The sequence below is a fragment of the Streptomyces broussonetiae genome (assembly GCF_009796285.1).
Lineage (GTDB): Bacteria > Actinomycetota > Actinomycetes > Streptomycetales > Streptomycetaceae > Streptomyces > Streptomyces broussonetiae.
This window is the reverse complement of sequence record NZ_CP047020.1, coordinates 2,518,180-2,540,651: the sequence shown is the minus strand read 5'-3', so window position 1 is coordinate 2,540,651 and position 22,472 is coordinate 2,518,180. Positions and strand designations below refer to the sequence as shown.

The 22,472-nt window shown below is 72.6% G+C and carries 18 protein-coding genes and 1 rRNA gene; 14 read left to right on the top strand and 5 right to left on the bottom strand.

What is annotated here, in order from left to right:
- Positions 1–14: 14 nt before the first annotated feature.
- Both rrf and GQF42_RS11720 read left to right on the top strand, forming a co-directional pair.
- Positions 15–131 (top strand): 5S ribosomal RNA (gene rrf / locus GQF42_RS11730).
- Between the two features lie 1,262 nt (positions 132–1,393).
- Positions 1,394–2,212, top strand: a complete 819-nt coding sequence (locus tag GQF42_RS11720) for a tetratricopeptide repeat protein (RefSeq protein WP_199273049.1) — start codon at positions 1,394–1,396, stop codon at positions 2,210–2,212.
- Between the two features lie 70 nt (positions 2,213–2,282).
- Here GQF42_RS11720 and GQF42_RS11715 read toward each other — a convergent pair whose 3' ends face one another.
- Positions 2,283–3,566: a DUF1015 family protein gene (locus tag GQF42_RS11715; RefSeq protein WP_158919571.1), complete on the bottom strand. Its 1,284-nt coding sequence runs from the start codon at positions 3,564–3,566 to the stop codon at positions 2,283–2,285.
- A 73-nt stretch (positions 3,567–3,639) separates the two neighbouring features.
- On the opposite strand from GQF42_RS11715, the gene GQF42_RS11710 reads away from it, so the two are divergent.
- The 4 genes from GQF42_RS11710 to GQF42_RS11695 all read left to right on the top strand — a co-directional run bounded on the left by GQF42_RS11710 (position 3,640) and on the right by GQF42_RS11695 (position 7,805).
- Positions 3,640–4,668, top strand: a complete 1,029-nt coding sequence (locus GQF42_RS11710) for an HAD-IIA family hydrolase (RefSeq protein WP_158919570.1) — start codon at positions 3,640–3,642, stop codon at positions 4,666–4,668.
- Positions 4,669–4,825: 157 nt separating this feature from the next.
- Positions 4,826–5,869: a FecCD family ABC transporter permease gene (locus tag GQF42_RS11705; RefSeq protein WP_158919569.1), complete on the top strand. Its 1,044-nt coding sequence runs from the start codon at positions 4,826–4,828 to the stop codon at positions 5,867–5,869.
- An 11-nt stretch (positions 5,870–5,880) separates the two neighbouring features.
- The gene (locus GQF42_RS11700; protein WP_158930044.1) at positions 5,881–6,912 is read left to right on the top strand and encodes a FecCD family ABC transporter permease; all 1,032 of its coding nucleotides are present in this window, start codon (positions 5,881–5,883) and stop codon (positions 6,910–6,912) included.
- A gap of 32 nt (positions 6,913–6,944) precedes the next feature.
- A complete protein-coding gene (locus GQF42_RS11695; protein WP_199273048.1) occupies positions 6,945–7,805 on the top strand; it encodes an ABC transporter ATP-binding protein in 861 nt (286 codons plus the stop codon).
- Here the strand turns inward: GQF42_RS11695 and GQF42_RS11690 are convergent.
- Positions 7,789–8,136 (bottom strand): sterol-binding protein, encoded by a 348-nt coding sequence (locus GQF42_RS11690; protein ID WP_158919568.1) that lies wholly within the window; start codon positions 8,134–8,136, stop codon positions 7,789–7,791. The two genes, GQF42_RS11695 and GQF42_RS11690, sit on opposite strands and share 17 nt — an antisense overlap.
- Before the next feature lie 43 nt (positions 8,137–8,179).
- Between GQF42_RS11690 and GQF42_RS11685 the strand changes: the two genes are divergently transcribed.
- From GQF42_RS11685 to GQF42_RS11660, 6 genes are all read left to right on the top strand, one after another.
- On the top strand, positions 8,180–8,464 hold the full coding sequence (locus GQF42_RS11685) for a hypothetical protein (protein ID WP_158919567.1): 285 nt from the start codon (positions 8,180–8,182) through the stop codon (positions 8,462–8,464).
- 7 nt (positions 8,465–8,471) lie between these two features.
- Positions 8,472–9,287 (top strand): TlyA family RNA methyltransferase, encoded by an 816-nt coding sequence (locus tag GQF42_RS11680; protein ID WP_158919566.1) that lies wholly within the window; start codon positions 8,472–8,474, stop codon positions 9,285–9,287.
- Positions 9,284–10,201: an NAD kinase gene (locus GQF42_RS11675; protein ID WP_158919565.1), complete on the top strand. Its 918-nt coding sequence runs from the start codon at positions 9,284–9,286 to the stop codon at positions 10,199–10,201. Before GQF42_RS11680 ends, GQF42_RS11675 begins: the two co-directional genes overlap by 4 nt.
- Positions 10,202–10,240: 39 nt before the next feature.
- Positions 10,241–11,983, top strand: coding sequence for a DNA repair protein RecN (gene recN, locus GQF42_RS11670; protein ID WP_158919564.1), 1,743 nt, complete (start codon positions 10,241–10,243; stop codon positions 11,981–11,983).
- 124 nt (positions 11,984–12,107) lie between these two features.
- Positions 12,108–12,866 (top strand): hypothetical protein, encoded by a 759-nt coding sequence (locus GQF42_RS11665; protein ID WP_158919563.1) that lies wholly within the window; start codon positions 12,108–12,110, stop codon positions 12,864–12,866.
- Between the two features lie 292 nt (positions 12,867–13,158).
- Positions 13,159–14,295 (top strand): glycosyltransferase family 4 protein, encoded by a 1,137-nt coding sequence (locus tag GQF42_RS11660; protein ID WP_158919562.1) that lies wholly within the window; start codon positions 13,159–13,161, stop codon positions 14,293–14,295.
- Here GQF42_RS11660 and GQF42_RS11655 read toward each other — a convergent pair.
- The 3 genes from GQF42_RS11655 to GQF42_RS11645 form a co-directional block, all read right to left on the bottom strand.
- Entirely contained in the window at positions 14,292–15,938 is a 1,647-nt protein-coding gene (locus GQF42_RS11655; RefSeq protein ID WP_158919561.1) for a PucR family transcriptional regulator, read from the bottom strand. The genes GQF42_RS11660 and GQF42_RS11655 overlap by 4 nt on opposite strands.
- Positions 15,939–16,003: 65 nt before the next feature.
- Positions 16,004–17,386, bottom strand: a complete 1,383-nt coding sequence (locus GQF42_RS11650; RefSeq protein WP_158919560.1) for an FAD-binding oxidoreductase — start codon at positions 17,384–17,386, stop codon at positions 16,004–16,006.
- Positions 17,387–17,644: 258 nt separating this feature from the next.
- On the bottom strand, positions 17,645–19,447 hold the full coding sequence (locus GQF42_RS11645; protein WP_158930040.1) for a glycoside hydrolase family 15 protein: 1,803 nt from the start codon (positions 19,445–19,447) through the stop codon (positions 17,645–17,647).
- A 560-nt stretch (positions 19,448–20,007) separates the two neighbouring features.
- Here GQF42_RS11645 and GQF42_RS11640 point away from each other — a divergent pair.
- Entirely contained in the window at positions 20,008–21,657 is a 1,650-nt protein-coding gene (locus GQF42_RS11640) for a CTP synthase (RefSeq protein WP_158919559.1), read from the top strand.
- Positions 21,658–21,740: 83 nt separating this feature from the next.
- Entirely contained in the window at positions 21,741–22,367 is a 627-nt protein-coding gene (locus tag GQF42_RS11635) for an NUDIX domain-containing protein (protein WP_158919558.1), read from the top strand.
- Positions 22,368–22,472: the final 105 nt, after the last annotated feature.

Here is a 22,472-nt window from a genome sequence, read left to right as displayed (position 1 = left end):
GAAACCATTAGGGTTTCGGTGGTCATAGCGTGAGGGAAACGCCCGGTTACATTCCGAACCCGGAAGCTAAGCCTCACAGCGCCGATGGTACTGCAGGGGGGACCCTGTGGGAGAGTAGGACGCCGCCGAACAATCTTTGGAGGACCCCTGGTCCCAGCGTTCAGCTGGGACCAGGGGTCCTTTTGTTTTTACAATGCTTGCGGTACCTAAGACAGGAGTCACCATGTCCACCAACTCTCCCGACGATCGACCGGAGCGCGACCAGCGGCGACGGGACAGTGGTGACCGCGGCGACCGTGGCGGCTACCGCGGGGACCGCCGCGACAACGACCGCCGCGACAACGACCGTCGTAGCAACGACCGTGGTAGCAACGACCGTCGTGACGACCGTGGTGGCTATGGTCGGCGCGACGACAACCGGGGCGGCGGTTCCTACGGCGACCGTGACCGTGACCGTGATCGCGGTGGCTTCCGTCGTGACGACCGTCGTGATGACCGTCGTGGTGGTTTCGGCGACCGCGATGACCGTCGTGGTGGTTTCGGCGGTCGTAGGGATGATCGTCGTGAGGGCGACCGGGGTTCTCGTCCGGCGTTCCAGCGGGACGACCGTGACCGTGGGCCGCGTCGTGACGACCGTCGTGACGACCGTGGTTTCCGGCGTGACGACCGCGGTGGTGACCGCCCGGCCTTCCGCCGCGACGACGACCGCCGCGGCTACGAGCGCCGCGACGACCGTCGTGACGACCGTGGTGGCTATGGTCGGCGCGACGACAACCGAGGCGGCGGTTCCTACGGCGACCGTGACCGTGACCGTGATCGCGGTGGCTTCCGTCGTGACGACCGTCGTGACGACCGTCGTGATGACCGTCGTGATGACCGTCGTGGTGGTTTCGGCGACCGCGATGACCGTCGTGGTGGTTTCGGCGGTCGTAGGGATGATCGTCGTGAGGGCGACCGGGGTTCTCGCCCGGCGTTCCAGCGGGACGACCGTGACCGTGGGCCGCGTCGTGACGACCGCGGTGGTGACCGCCCGGCCTTCCGGCGTGACGACCGCGGTGGTGACCGCCCGGCCTTCCGCCGCGACGACGACCGCCGCGGCTACGAGCGCCGCGACGACCGACGCGACGACCGTCGTGAGGACCGCGGCGGCTACGGTCGGGACGACCGCGGCGGCTACGGTCGGCGCGACGACAACCGGGGTGAGCGTGGCGGGTTCCGGGGGCGGGACGAGCGTGGTGCCCGCGGGCCCCGCCGGGACGACCGCGGTGGCCGAGCCGGTGGCTTCCGCCGTGACGACCGCCGTGACGACCGGCGTGACGACCGGCGTGACGACCGCCGTGGCGGTGGCCGCTTCCGCGACGAACGTGACCGTGACCGGGAGCCGATCAAGCGGCTGCCGATCCCGGAGGACGTCACCGGCGACGAGATCGACAAGGACGTCCGGCAGGAGCTGCAGAGCCTGCCCAAGACGCTCGCGGAGGACGTCGCCAAGAACCTGGTGATGGTCGCCCGGCTCATCGACGAGGACCCCGAGGGCGCCTACGGCTACTCCAAGGTGGCCCTGCGTCTCGCGTCCCGCGTGGCCGCCGTACGCGAGGCCGCCGGCTTCGCCGCGTACGCCAACCAGAAGTACAGCGAGGCCCTCGCCGAGTTCCGCGCCGCACGCCGGATGACCGGCAGCGTGGAGCTGTGGCCGGTGATGGCCGACTGCGAGCGCGGGCTCGGGCGGCCGGAGAAGGCGCTGGACATGGCCGGTGCTCCGGAGGTGCACAAGCTGGACAAGGCCGGTCAGGTCGAGATGCGGCTCGTCGCGGCCGGCGCCCGGCGTGACATGGGCCAGCTGGACGCGGCCATCGTGACCCTGCAGAGCCCCGAGCTGGCCTCCAACTCGGTCCAGCCGTGGACCGCCCGCCTGCGCTACGCCTACGCCGACGCCCTGCTGGCGGCCGGCCGGGAGAGCGAGGCACGGGAGTGGTTCGCCAAGGCCGTCGAGGCCGACCGGGACGGCAGCACGGACGCCTCGGACCGGCTCGCCGAGCTGGACGGCGTGGAGTTCGTCGACGCCCTCGACGCGACCGAGACCGAGGGCGGCGAGAACGGCGAGGCCGTGCGCGCCTCCGACAAGGACGGCGACGACGACGGCGACGAGAACGGCGACGACGGCGACGACGACGTCGACAAGGACATCGACAAGGACATCGACAAGGACTGACGTCCGTCATTGATCATGGAGAAGAGGGCAGGCTCCCCGGGGAGCCTGCCCTCTTTCGTATGCGGCCGGCTCAGATCTCCAGTGCGCGCAGCACCAGTCCCGACGCCGGCTTCGGGCCGAACGACGTCGACTTGCGGGGCATGGTGACACCCTGGCGGGCCAGGTCGCGTACGACCTCTTCGCGGACGGGGTGCATCAGGACGGCCGTACCGCCGTCGCGTTCCGCCTTGGCGACCGTCGCGGCCGTGTCGTGGATGTAGGCGATGTGGGCGGGGGAGTCCTCGGGGATGTGCCAGACGTGGTCGAGCAGAGTGGCGTGCAGGACGGTGGCGTCCAGGGAGCGCCAGGCGGCCGGGCGGTCGGCCGGGATCGTCCGGGCCAGCAGGTCCGGATCGGGGCGGTCGAGCAGGTGGAAGGCGCCGTCGCCGGCCAGCAGGAAGGCGTTGCCCGTGCAGGTCGCGTCCGCGAGCATCTCCAGGGCCTCGGCGAGGGGTACCTCGAGGCGTCGTGTCCGGAACAGGCCCGCCACCGCGGCCACTGCGTCCGCCACCGGCAGGCCGTGCAGCAGGCGGTGGATGGCGCGGACGCGCAGCGGGTAGCGGGCGGTGTCGACGAGGAGCACCAGGCCGTAGTCCCAGGGGCTGGGGGAGGGCTGTTCCGCGCGGAGCAGCCGGTAGGTGGCCCAGCGGTGGTGGCCGTCGGCGATCAGGGCCTGGTGGTGGGCGAGATCTGTCTGGATGTCGGCCAGATCGGCCGGGTCGGTGACCGACCACAGGCGGTGGTGGAAGCCGTCCTCGGTGGTCGTGGAGAGCAGCGGGGGCTTCTCCGCCGTGCGTTCGACGACCTCGGCGGTGGTGCCGTTGCCGCGGTAGGTCAGCAGCAGCGGTTCCAGGTTCGCGCGCGTGGCGCGCATCAGGGCCGCACGGTCGGCGACCACGGGCGGCATGACGTCCTCGTGCGGCAGCACCACGCCCTCCGACGGTTCCGAGACCCGCAGCGCGCCGATGACACCGCGCTGGAGCATGCCGTCGCCGTCCCGCTGTTCGTAGACGTACAGGCCGGGCTCCGGGTCCGTGGTGAGGACGCCCTCGGCCAGCCAGCGGCGCAGGGTGTCGGCCGCCTGCTCGGTACGGGCGCTCGGGGTGCCGGCCTGGGGCAGGATCAGCCGGACGATGTTGTGCGGGTCGGCGGACTCGAGGTGGTGCACCCCGTCGGGGCGCACGACGACGTCGTACGGCGGGGAGGTGACGGCGGCGAGGCTGCCGACCCGGTCGGGGTCGTAGCGAAGGCCTCGGAACGGCGTGAGTTCCAGGCCTCGGCGCGCCGTTGCTTCCGAGTGACCTGCTGTGTTCATCCCGGCATCGTACGTGTGTCAGTGGTGTGGGGGATGATCGGGGGAAAGGCCATCGAACGAGGAGCGATGTGGAATGAGCCAGGCGGTCAGGACGAGGCCCGAGGGCAGTGGGCAGCCCCTGAGCGAGGCGTACGACACGGCGCTGCTCGATCTGGACGGGGTGGTGTACGCGGGCGGGAACGCGATCGCTCACGCGGTCGACTCGCTGGCGGTGGCACGCTCGGGCGGGATGCATCTGGCGTACGTCACGAACAACGCGTTGCGCACCCCGGACGCCGTGGCCGCGCATCTGACGGAGCTGGGCATACCGACGGGTGCCGGGGACGTCATCACCTCCGCGCAGGCCGTGGCGCGGCTGATCAGTGAGCAGGTGCCGGCCGGGGCGCGGGTGCTGGTGATCGGAGGCGAGGGGCTGCGGGTGGCGCTGCGCGAGCGGGGGCTCGAGCCGGTGGAGTCGGCGGACGACGATCCGGCGGCGGTCGTGCAGGGGTTCGGCGGGCCCGACCTTACGTGGGGCCGGTTCGCGGAGGCGTCCTACGCGGTGGCGCGCGGGGTGCCGTGGTTCGCGTCCAACACGGACCTGACGATTCCGAGCGGGCGGGGGATCGCGCCGGGCAACGGGGCGGCCGTGGAGGTCGTTCGGATCGCGACGGGCAGGGAGCCGCAGGTGGCGGGCAAGCCGCTGCCGCCGATGCACAAGGAGACGATCATCCGCACCGGCGCGCAGCGGCCGCTGGTGGTCGGGGACCGGCTGGACACGGACATCGAGGGCGCGTTCAACGGCGGGGTGGATTCGCTGCTGGTGCTGACCGGGGTCACGGACGGCGCGCAGCTTCTCGCGGCGCCGCCGCAGCACCGGCCGACGTATGTGGACGCCGACCTGCGCGGGCTGCTCACCGGACAGCCGGAGGTCGGGGCTGAGGGAGACGGCTTCCGCTGTGGCGGCTGGACGGCGACGGCGGGGACGGACCGGCTGGAGCTGGAGGGTGACGGCGAGGCGCTGGACGGGTTGCGGGCGCTGTGCGCGGCGGCCTGGACGGCGGCCGGGGAGGGTTCCTGCGAGGTGGACGGAGGCAAGGCCCTGGCACGCCTCGGACTGTGACGAGCGTCCCCGGAGAGCGGGCGTCTCGGCGATCGGACGGCACTGAGGAACGAGCGCTCCCGGGGATCGGGCCCCAGGGAGCGGACCCCGGGGATCTTGTCCCAGGGATCGGGCTCGGGGATCGAGATCGACAGCTAGGGTAGGCTAACCTAACCTCGTGTTGGTCGACAGTCCTCCGGAACAGCGCGCGGAGACCGCCCCCGCGCCCTCAACTCGCCAGGCGGTACGAGCCCTTGGGCTCCTGCTCTGCGTCGCGATCCTGCTGCTCGTCGCCCTGGCGAGTATCGCGATCGGAGCGAAAGCACTGTCACCGGACCAGGTCTGGCACGGCCTGTTCCATGACACGGGGTCGTACGGCGACGTCGTCGTGGACGAGCGGCTCGCGCGCACATGGCTCGGGCTGCTGGCCGGTGCCGCGCTCGGCCTGTCCGGTGCCGTGCTCCAGGCTCTGACCCGCAATCCGCTGGCCGATCCGGGGCTGCTCGGGATCAACGCGGGTGCCTCCGCCGCCGTCGTCACGGCCATCTCCTATTTCGGGATCACCAGCCTGACCGGCTATGTGTGGTTCGCCTTCCTTGGGGCGGCGGCGGTCGGTGCGCTGGTGTGGTTCCTCGGCGGCGGCCGGGGCGCCACGCCGGTCCGGCTCGCACTCGCCGGTACGGCCATCAGCGCGGCCCTCTACGGCTATCTCCAGGCCGTGATGATCATGGACAACGCGGCGCTGGGCAAGATGCGCTTCTGGACGGTGGGTTCGCTGGCCTCGGCCACCAACGCGACCGTCCTGCAGGTGCTGCCGTTCCTCGCGGCCGGCACACTCCTCGCGCTCGCGCTGGCCCGGCCGCTGAACGCCGTGGCGATGGGCGACGACACTGCTCGCGCCCTCGGCGCCCACCTGGGCCGCACCCGTGCGCTCGCCATGCTGGCCGCCACCGTGCTGTGCGGTGCCGCGACCGCCGCCTGCGGTCCGATCGTGTTCGTCGGCCTGATGGTGCCGCACGTCGTGCGCTCCTTCACCGGCCCCGACCTGCGCTGGATCCTGCCGTACGCCACCGTCCTGTCGCCCGTGCTGCTGCTCGGCGCCGACGTCGTCGGACGGGTTGTGGCCCGCCCCTCGGAACTCCAGGTCGGCATCGTCACCGCGATCATCGGGGGCCCGGTCTTCATCTTTCTCGTACGACGGCGGAGGTCGGCCCAGCTGTGAAGACCCGATCCATGAACCGGGCCGTACGCACTCCCGGCGGGCTTTCCCTGCGCCTCGACCTGCGGGCGCTCGTCGTGGTCGTCCTGCTGCTGGCCTCCGCATGTGCCGCGGGCGTCGCGCTGATCGGCACCGGCGACGCGAAGATACCGGCGGCCGACGTGCTGCGGACCCTCGCCGGGAACGGCACCGCCTACCAGGACTTCATCGTCAACGAGCTGCGGCTGCCGCGCGTCCTCGTCGGCCTGCTGGTCGGCGCCTCGCTCGGCCTGGGTGGCGCCCTGTTCCAGTCCGTCTCCCGCAACCCTCTCGGCAGCCCGGATGTGCTCGGCCTGTCGCAGGGCTCGACGGCCGGCGCCCTGGTCGTCATCGTGCTGCTGTCCGGCAGCAGCACGCAGGTCACCCTCGGCGCGCTGGTCGGCGGCCTGGCGACCGGGCTCGCCATCTACGCGCTCGCCTGGAAGCAGGGCGTGCACGGATACCGGCTCGTTCTGGTCGGTATCGGCGTCTCCGCGATCGCCACCGCGGTCAACGGCTATCTGCTCACCAAGGCCGACATGGTCGACGCGGCCCGCGCGGTCGTCTGGATGACCGGCTCCCTCAACGGCCGTGACTGGGACCAGGTCTGGCCGCTGCTCGCCCTGTGCGCCGTCCTCGTCCCAATGGTCCTCGTCAACGCGCGCGGCCTCAGGATGATCGAGATGGGCGACGACGTCGCAGGCGCCCTCGGGGTGCGGGTGCAGCGCGTCCGGCTGGTGCTGATGGTCTGCGCCGTCCTGCTCACCGCCGCGGCCACGGCCGCCGCCGGACCCGTCAGCTTCGTCGCCCTGACCGCGCCGCAGCTCGCCCGCCGCCTGACCCGTTCGCCGGGCCCGAACCTCGTGCCCTCCCTCTGCATGGGCGCCGCCCTGCTGGTCGCCGCCGACTGGGCCTCGCAGCGCGCCTTCGGCGCCGACCAGTTGCCCGTCGGCGTGGTCACCGGTGTGCTCGGCGGCGGCTATCTGCTGTGGCTGCTGGTCACCGAGCGCAGGGCGGGCCGCATATGAACGGCACGAACGGCACGAGCAGCGCGAACGGCATGAACGAGGACGTGCGCGGCACGAACACGAACGCCCCTAGGAGTACTGTGAACCGCCTGTCCGCCGACAACGTCACCCTCGCCTACGACCAGCGCGTCATCGCCGAGCAGCTGTCGGTGCAGATACCCGACAACTCCTTCACGGTGATCGTCGGGCCGAACGCGTGCGGCAAGTCGACGCTGTTGCGGGCCCTGTCGCGGATGCTCAGGCCCAGCGGGGGCCGGGTGCTGCTCGACGGGCAGGCCATCCAGTCGATGCCCGCCAAGAAGGTCGCCCGGACCCTGGGTCTGCTGCCGCAGTCGTCCATCGCGCCCGACGGCATCACCGTCGCCGACCTCGTCGGCCGGGGCCGCTACCCGCACCAGGGCCTGCTGCGCCAGTGGTCGGCCGAGGACGAGCGGGTCGTGCAGGAGTCCATGGCGCAGACCGGGGTCGCCGAGCTGGCCGACCGGTATGTGGACGAGCTGTCCGGCGGGCAGCGCCAGCGGGTGTGGATCGCCATGGCGCTGGCCCAGCAGACCCCGCTGCTGCTCCTGGACGAGCCGACCACCTACCTGGACATCCAGCACCAGATCGACGTCCTCGACCTGTGCGCGGAGCTGCACGAGACCCAGGGCCGCACCCTCGTCGCCGTCCTGCACGACCTCAACCACGCGGCCCGCTACGCCACTCACCTGATCGCCCTGCGCGGCGGCAGGGTCATCGCCGAGGGCGCGCCCAACGACATCGTCACGGCCGAGCTGGTCGAGGAGGTCTTCGGGCTGCGCTGTCAGGTCATCGACGACCCGGAGACGGGAACCCCGCTGGTCGTACCGGCGGCGCGGAAGGCCCGCGCGCAGCGGGTCACAGCAGCTTCCTGAGCCGGAACAGGTCCAGCAGGCCGGCCTCCAGCTTCACCCGGCCGGTGCCCCAGGCGGTCGCGAAGTTCAGCTCGCCGCCCACCAGGGTCACCAGGTCGTCCCCGGCCATGGCGAGCCTGATCTGTGCTTTCTCCCGCGGCGGCCCGGGCAGGGTGTCGTCCACCTCGATCCGGCCGCCGGTCATCCGGCCGGCGAAGGTGACGTCCAGGTCGGTGATGTGGCAGCTCACCGAGCGGTCCAGGGCGGCGGCCGCCCGGACGTCGCCCCCGGCGCCCTGCATGTTGTCCGAAAGCTTTTCCAGTGCGGCGCGGCACTCCTCGATCGTGGCCATCGCCCCCGACGGTACCCCAGCGGTTCGGGGTAGCGTCGGGGGCATGAGCGACTCGGTTCCGCAGACGGAGATCCCGGCGGAGGCGGTGGAGGCGCCGGAGGCGTACGACCCCGCCGCGCCCGCCCCCCTGAACGTCCCGCGCACCCCCACCGGCAACGCGGAGGTGGACGCCCAGCTCGACCGTCTCGCCGACACCGACCACCTCGCCACCGACGGCCACGTCGAGGTGTACGAGGATGTGCACCGGGGGCTGCGCGACGCGCTCACCGCGCTCGACGCCCGCCCGGGACCTCCGGCGCCCCCACGGTCATTCGAAAGCAGGAGCTGAACCGAACGTGGCAGGAGTCGCACGCCGCCGTCTGGACGCGGAGCTGGTCCGCCGGAAGCTCGCACGTTCGCGCGAGCACGCCAGCCAGCTGATCGCCGCTGGGCGGGTCACCGTCGGCAAGACCGTGGCGACGAAGCCGGCCACCCAGGTGGAGACGGCCGCGGCGATCGTCGTGCAGGCCGACGACAGCGATCCCGAGTACGTCTCCCGGGGCGGCCACAAGCTGGCCGGCGCGCTGGAGGTCTTCGTCCCGCAGGGGCTCGTGGTCGAGGGGCGGCGCGCGCTGGACGCCGGCGCGTCCACCGGCGGCTTCACCGACGTCCTGCTGCGCTCGGGCGCCGCGCACGTCGTCGCCGTGGACGTCGGCTACGGACAGCTCGCCTGGTCTCTGCAGAGCGATGAACGCGTCACCGTCAAGGACCGTACGAATGTAAGGGAGTTGACGCTCGATGCGATCGATGGGGAACCTGTGGATCTTGTCGTGGGCGATCTGTCGTTCATCCCGCTCGGGCTGGTGCTGCCGGCTCTCAAGCGGTGCGTGAAGCCGGACGCCGACCTGGTGATGATGGTCAAGCCGCAGTTCGAGGTGGGGAAGGAGCGGCTCGGCAGCGGGGGTGTCGTACGGAGTCCGCAACTGCGGGCGGAGGCCGTGCGGGCAGTGGCCGAGAAGGCCTGGGAGCTGGGGCTCGGGGTGCAGAGTGTCACCGCGAGCCCGCTGCCCGGGCCCTCGGGGAACGTCGAGTACTTTCTCTGGTTGCGGGCGGGGGCACCCGAGGTGGACCCGGCCGACGTCGACCGTGCAGTGGCGGAGGGGCCGCGTTGACACAGAACCTGGCGCGTACTGTTTTCCTGCTCGCCCACACCGGGCGGCCCGCGGCGATCCGCAGTGCGGAACTCGTCGTCAAGGGCTTGCTCCGGCATGACATCGGGGTGCGGGTGCTGGAGGAGGAGGCGCGCGACCTGCCGCTCCCCGAAGAGGTGGAGCTGGTCAAGGAGGCGACCCCGGCCTGCCTCGACGGGTGCGAGCTGCTGATCGTCCTCGGCGGCGACGGCACGCTGCTGCGGGGCGCCGAGTTCGCCCGGGCGTCCGGGGTGCCGATGCTCGGCGTCAACCTCGGACGGGTGGGATTCCTCGCCGAGGCCGAACGGGACGACCTCGATCGGGTGGTCGACCGGGTGGTGGCGCGGTCGTACGAGGTCGAGGAGCGGATGACCGTCGACGTCGTCGTGCACCGCAACGGGGACATCGTGCACACCGACTGGGCGCTGAACGAGGCGGCCGTGCAGAAGGCCGGTGCCGAGAAGCTGCTCGAGGTCGTGCTGGAGATCGACGGCCGGCCGGTGACGGGGTTCGGATGCGACGGCGTCGTGCTGTCCACCCCGACCGGGTCCACGGCGTACGCCTTCTCCGCCGGCGGGCCCGTGGTGTGGCCCGAGGTGGAGGCGCTGCTGATGGTGCCGATCAGTGCGCACGCGCTGTTCGCGAAGCCGCTGGTGACCTCGCCCGACTCGGTGCTCGCGGTGGAGGTGCTGCCGCACGTCCCGCCGGGGGTTCTGTGGTGCGACGGGCGGCGGACCGTGGAGTTGCCGCCCGGGGCACGGGTGGAGGTGCGGCGCGGGGCCGTGCCGGTGCGGTTGGCGCGGCTGCACCATTCGTCGTTTACGGACCGTTTGGTGGCGAAGTTCGCGTTGCCGACCACGGGATGGCGAGGGGCGCCGCACCACACGACGGAGTGAGACGGGCGGCCTGTGTGCACTCTGCGCCCCGGACCTCGTATGGTCTGTTCCGTGTTGGAGGAGATGCGGATACGGTCGCTCGGGGTCATCGACGATGCCGTCGTCGAGTTGTCGCCGGGGTTCACCGCGGTCACCGGTGAGACGGGTGCGGGCAAGACCATGGTCGTCACCAGCCTGGGGCTGCTGCTCGGCGGCCGGGCGGATCCGGCGCTCGTGCGGATCGGGGCCGGGAAGGCGGTCGTGGAAGGGCGGATCACCGTCCCCACGGGCGCGCCCGTCGTCGTACGCGCCGAGGAGGCCGGCGCCGAGCTGGACGACGGGGCGCTCCTGATCAGCCGTACCGTTTCCGCCGAGGGGCGCTCGCGTGCCCACGTGGGCGGGCGCAGCGTGCCCGTAGGGCTGCTCGCCGAGCTGGCCGACGACCTGGTGGCCGTGCACGGGCAGACCGACCAGCAGGGGCTGCTCAAGCTGTCCCGGCAGCGGCAGGCCCTGGACCGGTACGCGGGCGACGCCGTCGCCGGACCGCTGGCGAAGTACGCCGAGGCCTACCGGCGGCTGCGGGCCGTCTCCGCCGAGCTGGAGGAGATCACCACGCGCGCGCGTGAGCGGGCGCAGGAAGCCGACATGCTGCGGTACGGCCTCGACGAGATCGCCGGGGTCGAGCCGCGGGCCGGGGAGGACGTCGAGCTGGCCGAGGAGGCGGAGCGGCTGGGGCACGCCGAGGCCCTGTCGTCCGCCGCGACGGCCGCGCACGCCGCTCTGGCGGGCAACCCCGAGGACCCCGAGGGGATCGACGCCTCGACGCTCGTCGCGGGCGCCCACCGGGCGCTGGAGGCCGTGCGCTCGCACGACCCGGAGCTGGCCTCCCTCGCCGACCGGATCGGAGAGGTCGGGATCCTGCTCGGCGATGTCGCCGGGGAGCTGGCCGGGTACGCCGACGACCTCGACGCCGATCCACTGCGCCTGGCGGCCGTGGAGGAGCGCAGGGCGGCCCTCACCGCCCTCACCCGGAAGTACGGGCACGACATCAACGCGGTGCTGACGTGGGCCGAGCAGGGTGCCGCCCGGCTCACCGAGCTGGACGGCGACGACGAGCGGATCGAGGACCTGACCGCCGAGCGGGACGCCCTGCGCATCGAACTGGGCGCTCTGGCGCAGGCGTTGACGGACGCGAGGGCGGAGGCCGCCGAGCGGTTCGCCGCCGCCGTGACCGCCGAGCTGGCCTCGCTGGCGATGCCTCACGCGCGCGTGTCCTTCGACATCCGGCAGACCGAGGACCCCGACGGTGTCGAGGTCGGCGGGCGGACGGTCGCCTACGGGCCGTCCGGCGCGGACGAGGTCGAGCTGCTGCTCGCCCCGCACCCGGGCGCCCCGCCGCGGCCCATCGCCAAGGGCGCCTCGGGTGGTGAGCTGTCCCGCGTGATGCTGGCCGTCGAGGTCGTCTTCGCGGGGACCGACCCCGTGCCGACGTACCTCTTCGACGAGGTCGACGCCGGTGTCGGCGGCAAGGCCGCGGTCGAGATCGGGCGGCGGCTGGCGAAGCTCGCCAAGAGCGCGCAGGTCGTGGTCGTCACCCATCTGCCCCAGGTCGCCGCCTTCGCCGACCGGCAGCTGCTGGTCGAGAAGACCAACGACGGCTCCGTCACCCGGTCCGGAGTCAAGGTGCTGGAGGGCGAGGAGCGGGTCCGGGAGCTGTCCCGGATGCTGGCCGGCCAGGAGGACTCCGAGACGGCCCGCGCGCACGCCGAGGAGCTGCTGGCGACCGCCCGGGCGGATCTCTAGCGTCGTGAGTCCCTGCCGGGTCCCGTGAGTCCCTGCCGGGTCTCGTGAGTCCCTGCCGGTGACCCGCGCGCGGAACCCCGGCGGGACTTCACGGGCGGATCTCCGGCGGACTTAGGGTGGCGGGATGACCGGCACCCGAAAGCCCCGTTCCTTCCTGCTGTCCGCCGCGCTCACCGGGGCCGGCCTCGCGCTCCTGCGCGCCAACCCGCCCGGGCGGCGCGCGTGTTGGGAGCGGAAGAACTACGCCGGGCGTACGGTCGAGCTGTACGCCGGGCCCGCGTCGGCGCTCGGCACGGCCGTCGCCGCCACGCGGGTGCACCCCGGCGCCGGGCTCGCCGTGCTGGCCGCCGGGGCCTGCGGGGCGTACGACGATGTCGCGGGCCACGTCTCGGGGGACACCCGGCGTGGCTTCCGGGCGCATCTCGGCGCGCTGCGCGACGGCGAAGTCACCAGCGGCGCCGTCAAGTTGTTCGGGATCGGCGCGGCCGGTCTCGTCGCGGGCGCGCTGCTGAAGGAACGGCCGCTGGACAAGGTGCTCGCCGGGATCGTGATCGCGGGGACGGCCCACTTCGTCAACCTGGTCGACGTGCGGCCGGGACGGGCGCTCGGCGCCGTACTGGCGCTCGGGGCGCCGGGGCTGCTGCGCGGGGGTCCGGGCGGTGAGCTGGCCGCGGTCGCGACGGGCAGTGCGGCGGCCGTGCTCCGGGAGGATCTCGGCGAACGCGTCATGATCGGGGACACGGGGGCGCATGCCCTCGGTGCCGCGCTGGGGGCGGCCATCGTGGCGGGTAACCGGCGCGCGGGGCTCCTCGCGCACGCCGTGGCCGTCGTGGCCGCCGCCGTGTACGGCGACCGGGTGACGGCGTGGGCCCGCTCGACGTGACCGTCCGACCTGGTCGGACACGGTGGTACGGGGTTCGTGCACGGCGGGGCTGTTTTCACCCGTGTGGGTGATGTGCTCCGGCGCATTGCCCCGGCCCGCCGCACAGTGCGCCCACCCGGTTTTCCCGGAACGGCCGCATGTCCTGGCATGCTTGGCGGGGAACGCGGACGGGCGGCGGGCCGGACCGGTCCGCACGGGAGGCGCGCGGGGTGTCTCCTTGCGCTCCCTTGCGCCCGCTACCTTCTGTACGTTGCCTCGTGACCGCCCACGTCGAACCAGGAGCCCCGGCCCCGTGAGCCCCCTGAGCAGCAACGCGCCGCACGGTCAGTCGCCGCTGCGCACCGTGCAGGTGCTGGGCGGAGGCCACGCGGGCAGCAGCGCACATGTGCGCTCCCTGGCCGAGGGGCTCGTGGCGCGGGGCGTGCGGGTGACGGTGTGCGCCCCCGCCGAGGCCGACCACGCCTACGACTTCAGTGGTACCGGCGCCGAGCATGTGCACGTGCCGCGCAGCAGCGACCCCGTCTCCGTCGCCGCGCTCCGGACGGCCTGCGCGAACGCCGACCTGGTGCACGCCCACGGGCTGCACGCCTCCTTCCGGGCCGTGCTCGCCCTCAGCGGCCGGCGCACCCCGCTGGTGGTCACCTGGCACGACCGGGCCCGCGCGGAGGGCCCGCGGGCCCATCTGCTGCGGTTGCTGGAGCGGCGGGTGGTGCGCACCGCCGCCGTGGTCCTCGGCACCAGCTCCGACCTGGTGGACCGGGCCCGGCGGACCGGGGCGCGGGACGCCCGGCTGGCCGCCGTCGGCCTGCCGGGACAGCGCCCGTCCGTCGACCACGACGACCCCGACCGGCGGCGTGCCAAGGTGCGGGCCGAACTCGGCGCCGGTTCGGGCCCGTTGCTCATCGCGGTCGGCTCACTCGACCGGCACCGCGGCTACGACGTCCTGCTCGACGCCGCCCGTGCCTGGCGGGAGCTGGACCCCGTCCCGCTGGTAGTGATCGCGGGGGAGGGGACGCAACGCCCGTACCTGACGCGGCGGATCGAGGACGAGGAACTGCCGGTGCGGCTCGTCGGGCGCCGCGAGGACGTGCCCGAGCTGCTCGCCGCCGCCGATCTGGCGCTGCTGACGAGCAGTTGGGAGTCGCGCTCCGTCCTGGCCCAGGAGGCGCTGCACGCGCGCGTGCCGCTCGTCGCGACCCGGGTCGGCGGCATCCCCGACCTCGTCGGCGATGCGGCCGAACTCGTCCCGTACGGCGATGCCGAGGCGCTCGCGGACGCCGTCGTACGGCTCCTGGCGGATCCCGAACGCTGCCAGGAACTGCGCGAGTCGGGGGTGCGGCAGGCCGCCAGCTGGCCGACCGAGGACGAGACGGTCGCCCAAGTGCTCAGCATCTATGACGAGTTGACCCAACCCCGGCCGCTCGCCTAGTGCGCGTGCCGGCGGGCCCGCAGGGCCAGGCTCAACGCCAGTACCGTCTGCGGGTCGTCGAGGTCGGTGCCCAGCAACTCGCCGATGCGGGCCAGGCGGTTGTACAGGGTCTGCCGGTTCAGGTGCAGCTCCCGGGCCGTCTCCGCCTTGCGGCCGGCATGCGCCAGATAGGTCTCCAGCGTCGGTAGCAGCGGCGGCCGGGAGCGGCGGTCGTGGTCACGCAGCGGGCCGATCGCGCGGTCCACGAAGGCGGCGAGGTCCGGGTGGTCGCGCAGCCGCCACAGCAGCAGGTCGATGTCCAGGCGGCGGGCGTCGTACCAGGGCCGGTCGGTCAGGCCCTGCGCGGCCGTCGCCGTCTCCGCCGCGTGCCGCAGCCCGGCCGACGCGGCCGCCCAGCCGCCCGCCACACCGACGACCACGACCGGCGGCGGCGAGCCCGGCCGGCGCATCCCGGCCCGCTCCACGCCCGCCCGGAGCGCCGCCGCCACCCGGTCGGCCACCGCCGTCCGCTCCCCCTCCGCGCGCAGCCCGAGCAGGACCAGCACGCGGCCCTCCACCGGCCGTACACCCAGCAGCACCGGCACCCCCACCGCGGCCAGCTCCTCGGAGACGGCTCTCGCCAGCACCGCCCAACCGCCGCCCGGGGCAAGGGAGTCGCCGATCCGCATCACCACGGGCAGCAGCGGGCTGTCGCCGGGCTTGAAGCCGAGGACCCGGGCCTGCGCCGGGGCGTCCTGCGCCGAGATGCGGCCCTCGGCGAGGTCGGTGAGGTAGTCACCGCGCCCGCGGGCCGCCAGCTCCTCCTCCTGCCGGGCCTGCATCAGCACCACGGCCAGGATGCCGGCGGCCCGTTCGGCGGCGATCCGGTGCACGGGGGCCAGCGGTGCGCGGACCGGCAGCAGCACCAGCCGGGCGCGCGTCGAACCCGTCGTACCGGGGCCGCCGCCGGGCACGTCCACGAGCACCGAACCGGCCGGCGGCGGCGCGCCCTTGTGCGGGTCGCGCAGCCCCTCCCACACCTGCAGCGGATCGGCGCCCTCGGGCCCTTCCCCGGCGGCGTACAGCAGCCGGCCGTCGGGGGTCTCCAGGAACACCGGGTTGCCGCTGAAGCCCGCCAGGATGCCCAGCACCTGCGGCACCCCGCCGCCGCCGAGCAGCGCCTCGGTACAGCGCCGGTGCACCTCCTCGGCGCGTTGGAGCAGCGCGTAGTGACCGTTGACGATCTCGGTGTGGATCTCCTCGGTCACCGTCACGAACGGGACCTCGCGGTGCAGCTGGACCAGCGGCAGGCCGGCGGCGCGGGCGGTGTCCACCAGGGCGGCGGGCAGCCTGGTGAAGCGCGGGCCCAGCTCCACCACGAGGGCGGCGATCCCGCGTTCGGCGAGGGTGCGCACGAAGGCCCGCTGCTCGGCCGGGCGGGTGCCGAGGCCGTAGCCCGTGGTGAGCAGCAGTTCGCCGCCCTTGAGCAGCGAGGCGATGTTGGGCACCTCGCCCGCGTGCACCCAGCGCACCGCGCGCCCCAGCCGGTCGGCACCCGCCAGGATCTCCGGCAGTCCGCTGCGCAGGCCCGGCAGCTCAAGGGCCCGTTGAACGGTGATCCCGGCGCCCTGGGTGTCGAATCGGTTGTCCGTACGGCTGTCCATGCAGCGGACGCTACCTGCGTGAACGCCCCGAGAACATCTCCTGGCCGCACCGGTTCGGCCCCGGGCTACACCGGTCGGACGTTGCGGTCGAAGCGGAAGACGTTGTCGGGATCCCAGCGCCGTTTGATCTTCTCCAGGCGCAGGATGTTCCCGGCGCCCAGGCCCGCCCGGACGCGCTCGGGGCCCTCGTCCCCTATCAGGTTGAGGCAGGCGGCGCCGGTGCTCCAGGGCCGTACGTCGGCGAGCGCCGCCCGCACCCAGGCGGTGCACCGCTCGTCGTCGGCCGGGTCCGCCCAACTGCCGAACGGGTGCACCAGCCAGGGCGCGTCCCGGAAGGGCACCGGGAACCCCCTCGGACCGGCCGCGACGGCCCCTCCCTGCGGGAACAGGACATGGCGGCTGCCGCTCGGCACCGGCAGGGCGCCCGCGCGGGCGCAGAAGACGTCCACCAGCTCGTCCGGCAGCCCGCTCGGACACTCCGCCGACCAGTGGGTGCGCATCCCCGGCGCGGCGTCGAGCAGGCACTGCGCGTCGGCGTACGGCACGGCCCCGACGAGCTGTGCCTCGTGCGGCAGCGCGAGCAGCGGCTCGGCGAGCCTTCGCAGGTGCTCCTCGCGTCCGGCGTACGTCAGCAGCGCCGCGCACAGCGGCCTGCCCACCAGCTGCTCCGGTACGTACCGCGCCGGCGGACCGGTGAGGTACAGCACCGCCCCGCCCGCCTCGTCGGGTCCGGTGGTGAGGATCTCGCGGAAGGCGCGCACCACCCGAGGACCGGACTCGGGCCGGTACAGCAGCAGGGCGACGGCGAACTCCGGCAGTTCGTGCAGTTCCAGGGTGAGCGCGGTGGCCACGCCGAAGTTGCCGCCGCCGCCGTGCAGCGCCCAGAACAGCTCGGGGTTCTCGTCGGCGTTCGCGTGCACCCGCTCGGCGTCGGCGCTCACCAGCTCCACACCGATGAGGTTGTCGACGGCGAGCCCGAAGGCGCGGTCCAGCCAGCCGGTGCCGCCGCCGAGGACGAACCCGGCGACACCGGTGGACGATTCCCGGCAGCCGGTGGTCGCGAGGCCGTAGGGCTGGGCGGCCCGGTCCAGCCGGCTCATCGTGGTTCCGCCCTCGACCCGGACCGCCTCGTCCGCCGGGTCGACCGTGACCCGGTGCATCCGGCGCAGATCCACCACGAGCGCACCGTCGCCCACGGCTGCCCCGGACATGCCGTGCCCGCCGCCGCGCACCGCGATGTGCAGGTCCAGCTCCCGTCCGAACCGCACAGCCCGCACCACGTCGGCCACGTCCGCGCACCGGGCGATCACGGCCGGGTGCCGGTCGACCAGCGCGTTGAACACGGTCCGGGCCTCGTCGTAACCCGCATCCCCCGGGGCGAACACCTCGCCGGACAGATCCTCGCGGAGCGCGGTCAGGGCCGTGCGCGCCTTCGAAGGGGAAGTCACGACCGCCCCCTTTCCGGAAGGGGCCTTCTTCCGGTTCCAGCCTAGGCGCGCATCCGGACGGCGGGTCTCCGTGCCGGACCGGGCGATCGCCTCCAGGCCCGGATCGGCCTTCTCGGCCGCCACCGCATCCCGCTCGTCGGCACGAACCGGACGGTCTGCGCCCCGCGGCCCGCCCCGGCGCGCTGCAGCCTCACCACACCGATCACCGTGCGCGTCGTGAAAACGCACGAGGCGTGCCCGGGACGGTGGCCGGAGGGCTCAGCCGCCGTACGCGCCCGAGGCCGTCAGCCGCAGGGCCGTGTCGATCAGCGGAACGTGGCTGAAGGCCTGCGGGAAGTTGCCGACCTGGCGCTGCAGGCGAGGGTCCCACTCCTCGGCGAGCAGACCGAGGTCGTTGCGCAGCGCGAGGAGTTTCTCGAACAGCTTGCGGGCCTCGTCCACGCGGCCGATCATCGCCAGGTCGTCCGCCATCCAGAAGGAGCAGGCCAGGAAGGCGCCCTCGTCCCCGGGCAGGCCGTCGACGCCCTCGTGCTCGCCCTCCGTCGGGTAGCGCAGGATGAACCCGTCCGTGGTGGACAGCTCGCGCTGGATCGCCTCGATCGTGCCGATCACACGCTTGTCGTCCGGCGGCAGGAAGCCCATCTGGGGGATCAGCAGCAGCGAGGCGTCCAGCTCCTGGGAGCCGTAGGACTGCGTGAAGGTGTTGCGCTCCTTGTCGTAGCCCTTCTCGCACACGTCCCGGTGGATGTCGTCGCGCAGCTCCTTCCAGCGCTCCAGCGGGCCGTCCGCGTCCCCGGACTCGATCAGCTTGATCGTGCGGTCGACGGCGACCCAGGCCATCACCTTGGAGTGCACGAAGTGCCGGCGCGGGCCGCGCACCTCCCAGATGCCCTCGTCCGGCTCCTGCCAGTGGTCCTCGAGGTAGCGGATCAGCTTGAGCTGGAGCAGGGAGGCGTAGTCGTTGCGGGCCAGGCCCGTCATGTGCGCCAGGTGCAGGGCCTCGATGACCTCGCCGTACACGTCCAGCTGGAGCTGGTGGGCGGCGCCGTTGCCGACCCGCACGGGGGCCGAGTGCTCGTAGCCCGGCAGCCAGTCCAGCTCGGCCTCGCCCAGCTCGCGCTCACCGGCGATGCCGTACATGATCTGCAGGTTCTCCGGGTCGCCCGCGACCGCGCGCAGCAGCCACTCGCGCCATGCGCGGGCCTCCTCGCGGTAGCCGGTGCGCAGCAGCGACGACAGGGTGATCGCCGCGTCCCGCAGCCAGGTGTAGCGGTAGTCCCAGTTGCGCACCCCGCCGATGTCCTCCGGCAGGGAGGTCGTCGGCGCGGCGACGATGCCGCCCGTCGGGGCGTACGTCAGCGCCTTCAGGGTGATCAGCGAGCGGATCACCGCTTCGCGGTACGGCCCGTGGTACGTGCAGTGCTCCACCCACTCGCGCCAGAACTCCTCCGTGGCCTCCAGCGAGGCCTCCGGCTCCGGCAGCGGCGGCGGCTCCCGGTGCGAGGGCTGCCACGAGATGGTGAACGCGATCCGGTCACCCGGGCCGACCGTGAAGTCCGCGTACGTCGTCAGCGACTTTCCGTAGGTTTCCGCCTCGGTGTCGAACCACACCGAGTCCGGCCCGGCGACGGCCACCGTACGGCCCTCGTGCTTGTGCACCCAGGGCACCACCCGGCCGTAGGAGAACCGCATCCGCAGGGCCGAGCGCATCGGCACCCGGCCGGTGACGCCCTCCACGATCCGGATCAGCTGCGGCGCGCCGTCACGCGGAGGCATGAAGTCCGTCACGCGCACGGTGCCGCGCGGGGTGTCCCACTCCGACTCCAGGACCAGCGAGTCCCCGCGGTAGCCGCGCCGGGTGGCCGTCGGCGGCTTCGCGTCGGCCGCGTGCGCCGGGCCGAGCCGCCAGAAGCCGTGCTCCTCGGTGCCCAGCAGGCCGGCGAAGATGGCATGCGAGTCGAAGCGGGGCAGGCACAGCCAGTCCACCGTGCCGTCCCGGCAGACCAGTGCTGCGGTCTGCATGTCTCCGATGAGTGCGTAGTCTTCGATGCGCCCGGCCACGTGCAACTCCAGTCGAACGGCCACGTCACCCCCGCGCAGGGGGCTGTCGCTGATGCGGTCAAGGGGTCGTTGTTGTGCGTCGTTGAGCGGTGAAGCGAAGCAGTCCGCCGAACCCTGAGGCAAAACGGACAGTCCATACTCAACGAACTGCCGCGCTCTCGTTGTTCCGGGGCCTGTCGGCGGGGGTGTGCCGTCGTTCCGGCCGGGCTCGGCAGCGAATGTCCGAGCAGGATACGACGCACGTAGATGATCTGCGTGCCGCTCCGGGCAACCCGTGTGGGCCGAATGAGTGAGCAGCGGGTGATGACCATGTGACCGGCGCGTATCTGTGGTTACGGCGGCACACCACCCTGTGCCCGGGCGGGCGCGGAGCGTGGCCGTCCGCCATCGTGCCGATGCGCTGATACCCTGGTAGCCCGTGGACCGGTGGGCCCCCGAAGGAAAAACAAGAGGGGTCCCCGGAACCGCAGCGACGGCGTCCCCGCTCGGAAGCGCAGCGGTTTCCGGGCCGGCAGCCGCACCGCACGACAGACAGCGACCACGGGAGCCCCCTCTTGGCCATGCCGCCGAAATCCACGACGACCAAGCACATCTTCGTCACCGGGGGTGTCGCCTCCTCGCTCGGCAAGGGCCTCACCGCCTCCAGCCTGGGCATGCTGCTCAAGGCCCGTGGCCTGCGCGTCGTGATGCAGAAGCTGGATCCGTATCTGAACGTCGATCCGGGCACGATGAACCCCTTCCAGCACGGTGAGGTCTTCGTCACCAATGACGGTGCCGAGACCGACCTTGACATCGGACACTACGAGCGTTTCCTCGACCGTGACTTGGACGGCACCGCCAATGTCACTACAGGACAGGTGTACTCGACCGTGATCGCCAAGGAGCGGCGCGGCGAGTACCTGGGCGACACCGTGCAGGTCATCCCGCACATCACCAACGAGATCAAGCACCGCATCCGGCGTATGGCCACGGACGAGGTGGACGTCGTCATCACCGAGGTCGGCGGCACGGTCGGCGACATCGAGTCGCTGCCGTTCCTGGAGACCGTGCGCCAGGTCCGCCACGAGGTCGGCCGGGACAACGTCTTCGTCGTCCACATCTCCCTGCTGCCGTACATCGGCCCGTCGGGTGAGCTGAAGACCAAGCCGACCCAGCACTCCGTCGCCGCGCTGCGCAACATCGGTATCCAGCCGGACGCCATCGTGCTGCGCTGCGACCGTGAGGTCCCGACCGCCATCAAGCGCAAGATCTCGCTGATGTGCGACGTCGACGAGGCCGCCGTCGTCGCCTGCCCCGACGCCCGCTCCATCTACGACATCCCCAAGGTCGTGCACGCCGAGGGCCTGGACGCCTATGTGGTGCGCAAGCTCGACCTGCCGTTCCGTGACGTCGACTGGACGACCTGGGACGACCTGCTGGACCGCGTCCACAACCCCGACCACGAGATCACCCTCGCGCTGGTCGGCAAGTACATCGACCTGCCCGACGCCTACCTGTCGGTCACCGAGGCGCTGCGCGCGGGCGGCTTCGCCAACAAGGCCCGCGTGAAGATCAAGTGGGTCACCTCGGACGACTGCAAGACCCCGGCCGGCGCCAAGGCCCAGCTCGGTGACGTCGACGGCATCTGCATCCCCGGCGGCTTCGGCGACCGCGGTGTGCTCGGCAAGGTCGGCGCGATCAAGTTCGCCCGCGAGAACAAGATCCCGCTGCTCGGCCTCTGCCTCGGCCTGCAGTGCATCGTGATCGAGGCGGCGCGGAACCTGGCCGACATCCCGGACGCCAACTCCACCGAGTTCGACCCGGCCACCGCCCACCCGGTCATCTCCACCATGGCCGAGCAGATGGACATCGTCGCCGGTGAGGGCGACATGGGCGGCACCATGCGGCTCGGCATGTACCCGGCCAAGCTCGGCGAGGGCTCGATCGTGCGCGAGGTGTACGACGGCAAGGAGTACGTCGAGGAGCGCCACCGCCACCGCTACGAGGTCAACAACGCCTACCGCGTGGAGCTGGAGAAGAAGTCCGGCATCCTGTTCTCCGGCACGTCGCCCGACGGCAAGCTCGTGGAGTACGTCGAGTACCCCCGCGACGTGCACCCCTACCTGGTCGCCACGCAGGCGCACCCGGAGCTGCGCTCCCGGCCGACCCGCCCGCACCCGCTCTTCGCGGGCCTGGTGAAGGCGGCCGTCGAGCGGAAGATCGCCAAGTAGCACAAGAGCTGTACGGTGGCCGGGGCGCGCGGGTTCATCACGACCGCGCCCCGGCCGCTTGTGCATGTGTGGAAGGACAGGGCATGACGATCAAGGACACCCCCGAGGAGTGGGAGATCCGGGCCACGGAGACCCCCTTCGTGGGCAACAAGACCTCCGTGCGCACGGACGACGTGGTCATGCCCGACGGCTCGGTCGCCCGCCGCGACTACCAGGTCCACCCCGGCTCGGTCGCCGTCCTCGCCCTGGACGGGGACGACCGGGTCCTGCTGATCAACCAGTACCGCCACCCGGTGCGGCACAAGCTGTGGGAGATCCCGGCCGGCCTGCTCGACGTCCCCGGCGAGAACCCGCTGCACGCGGCCCAGCGCGAGCTGTACGAGGAGGCGCACGTCAAGGCCGAGGACTGGCGGGTGCTGACCGATGTGTACACCACGCCCGGTGGCTGCGACGAGGCCGTACGGATCTTCCTCGCCCGTGAGCTGTCGGAGGCCGAGGGCGAGCGGTTCGAGGCAGAGGACGAGGAGACCGACATGAGCTACGCGCGCGTGCCGGTCGAGGAGTTGGTGCGCCGCGTCCTGGCCGGGGACGTGCACAACAACTGCCTGGTCGTCGGCGTGCTCTCGCTGGTGGCCGCCCGTGGCGGCGACGGACTCGACGCCCTGCGCCCGGCCGACGCCTCCTGGCCGGCCCGCCCCTTCAGCTCCTGAGCCACCCGTCCGGGGCATGCGGCGATCCGGGTCGGCACCCGTCCGGCCCAGTGGTGTGACGATCGCCTGTTCCGATCAGGGGATCTGTGCGCCGCGCTCCACACA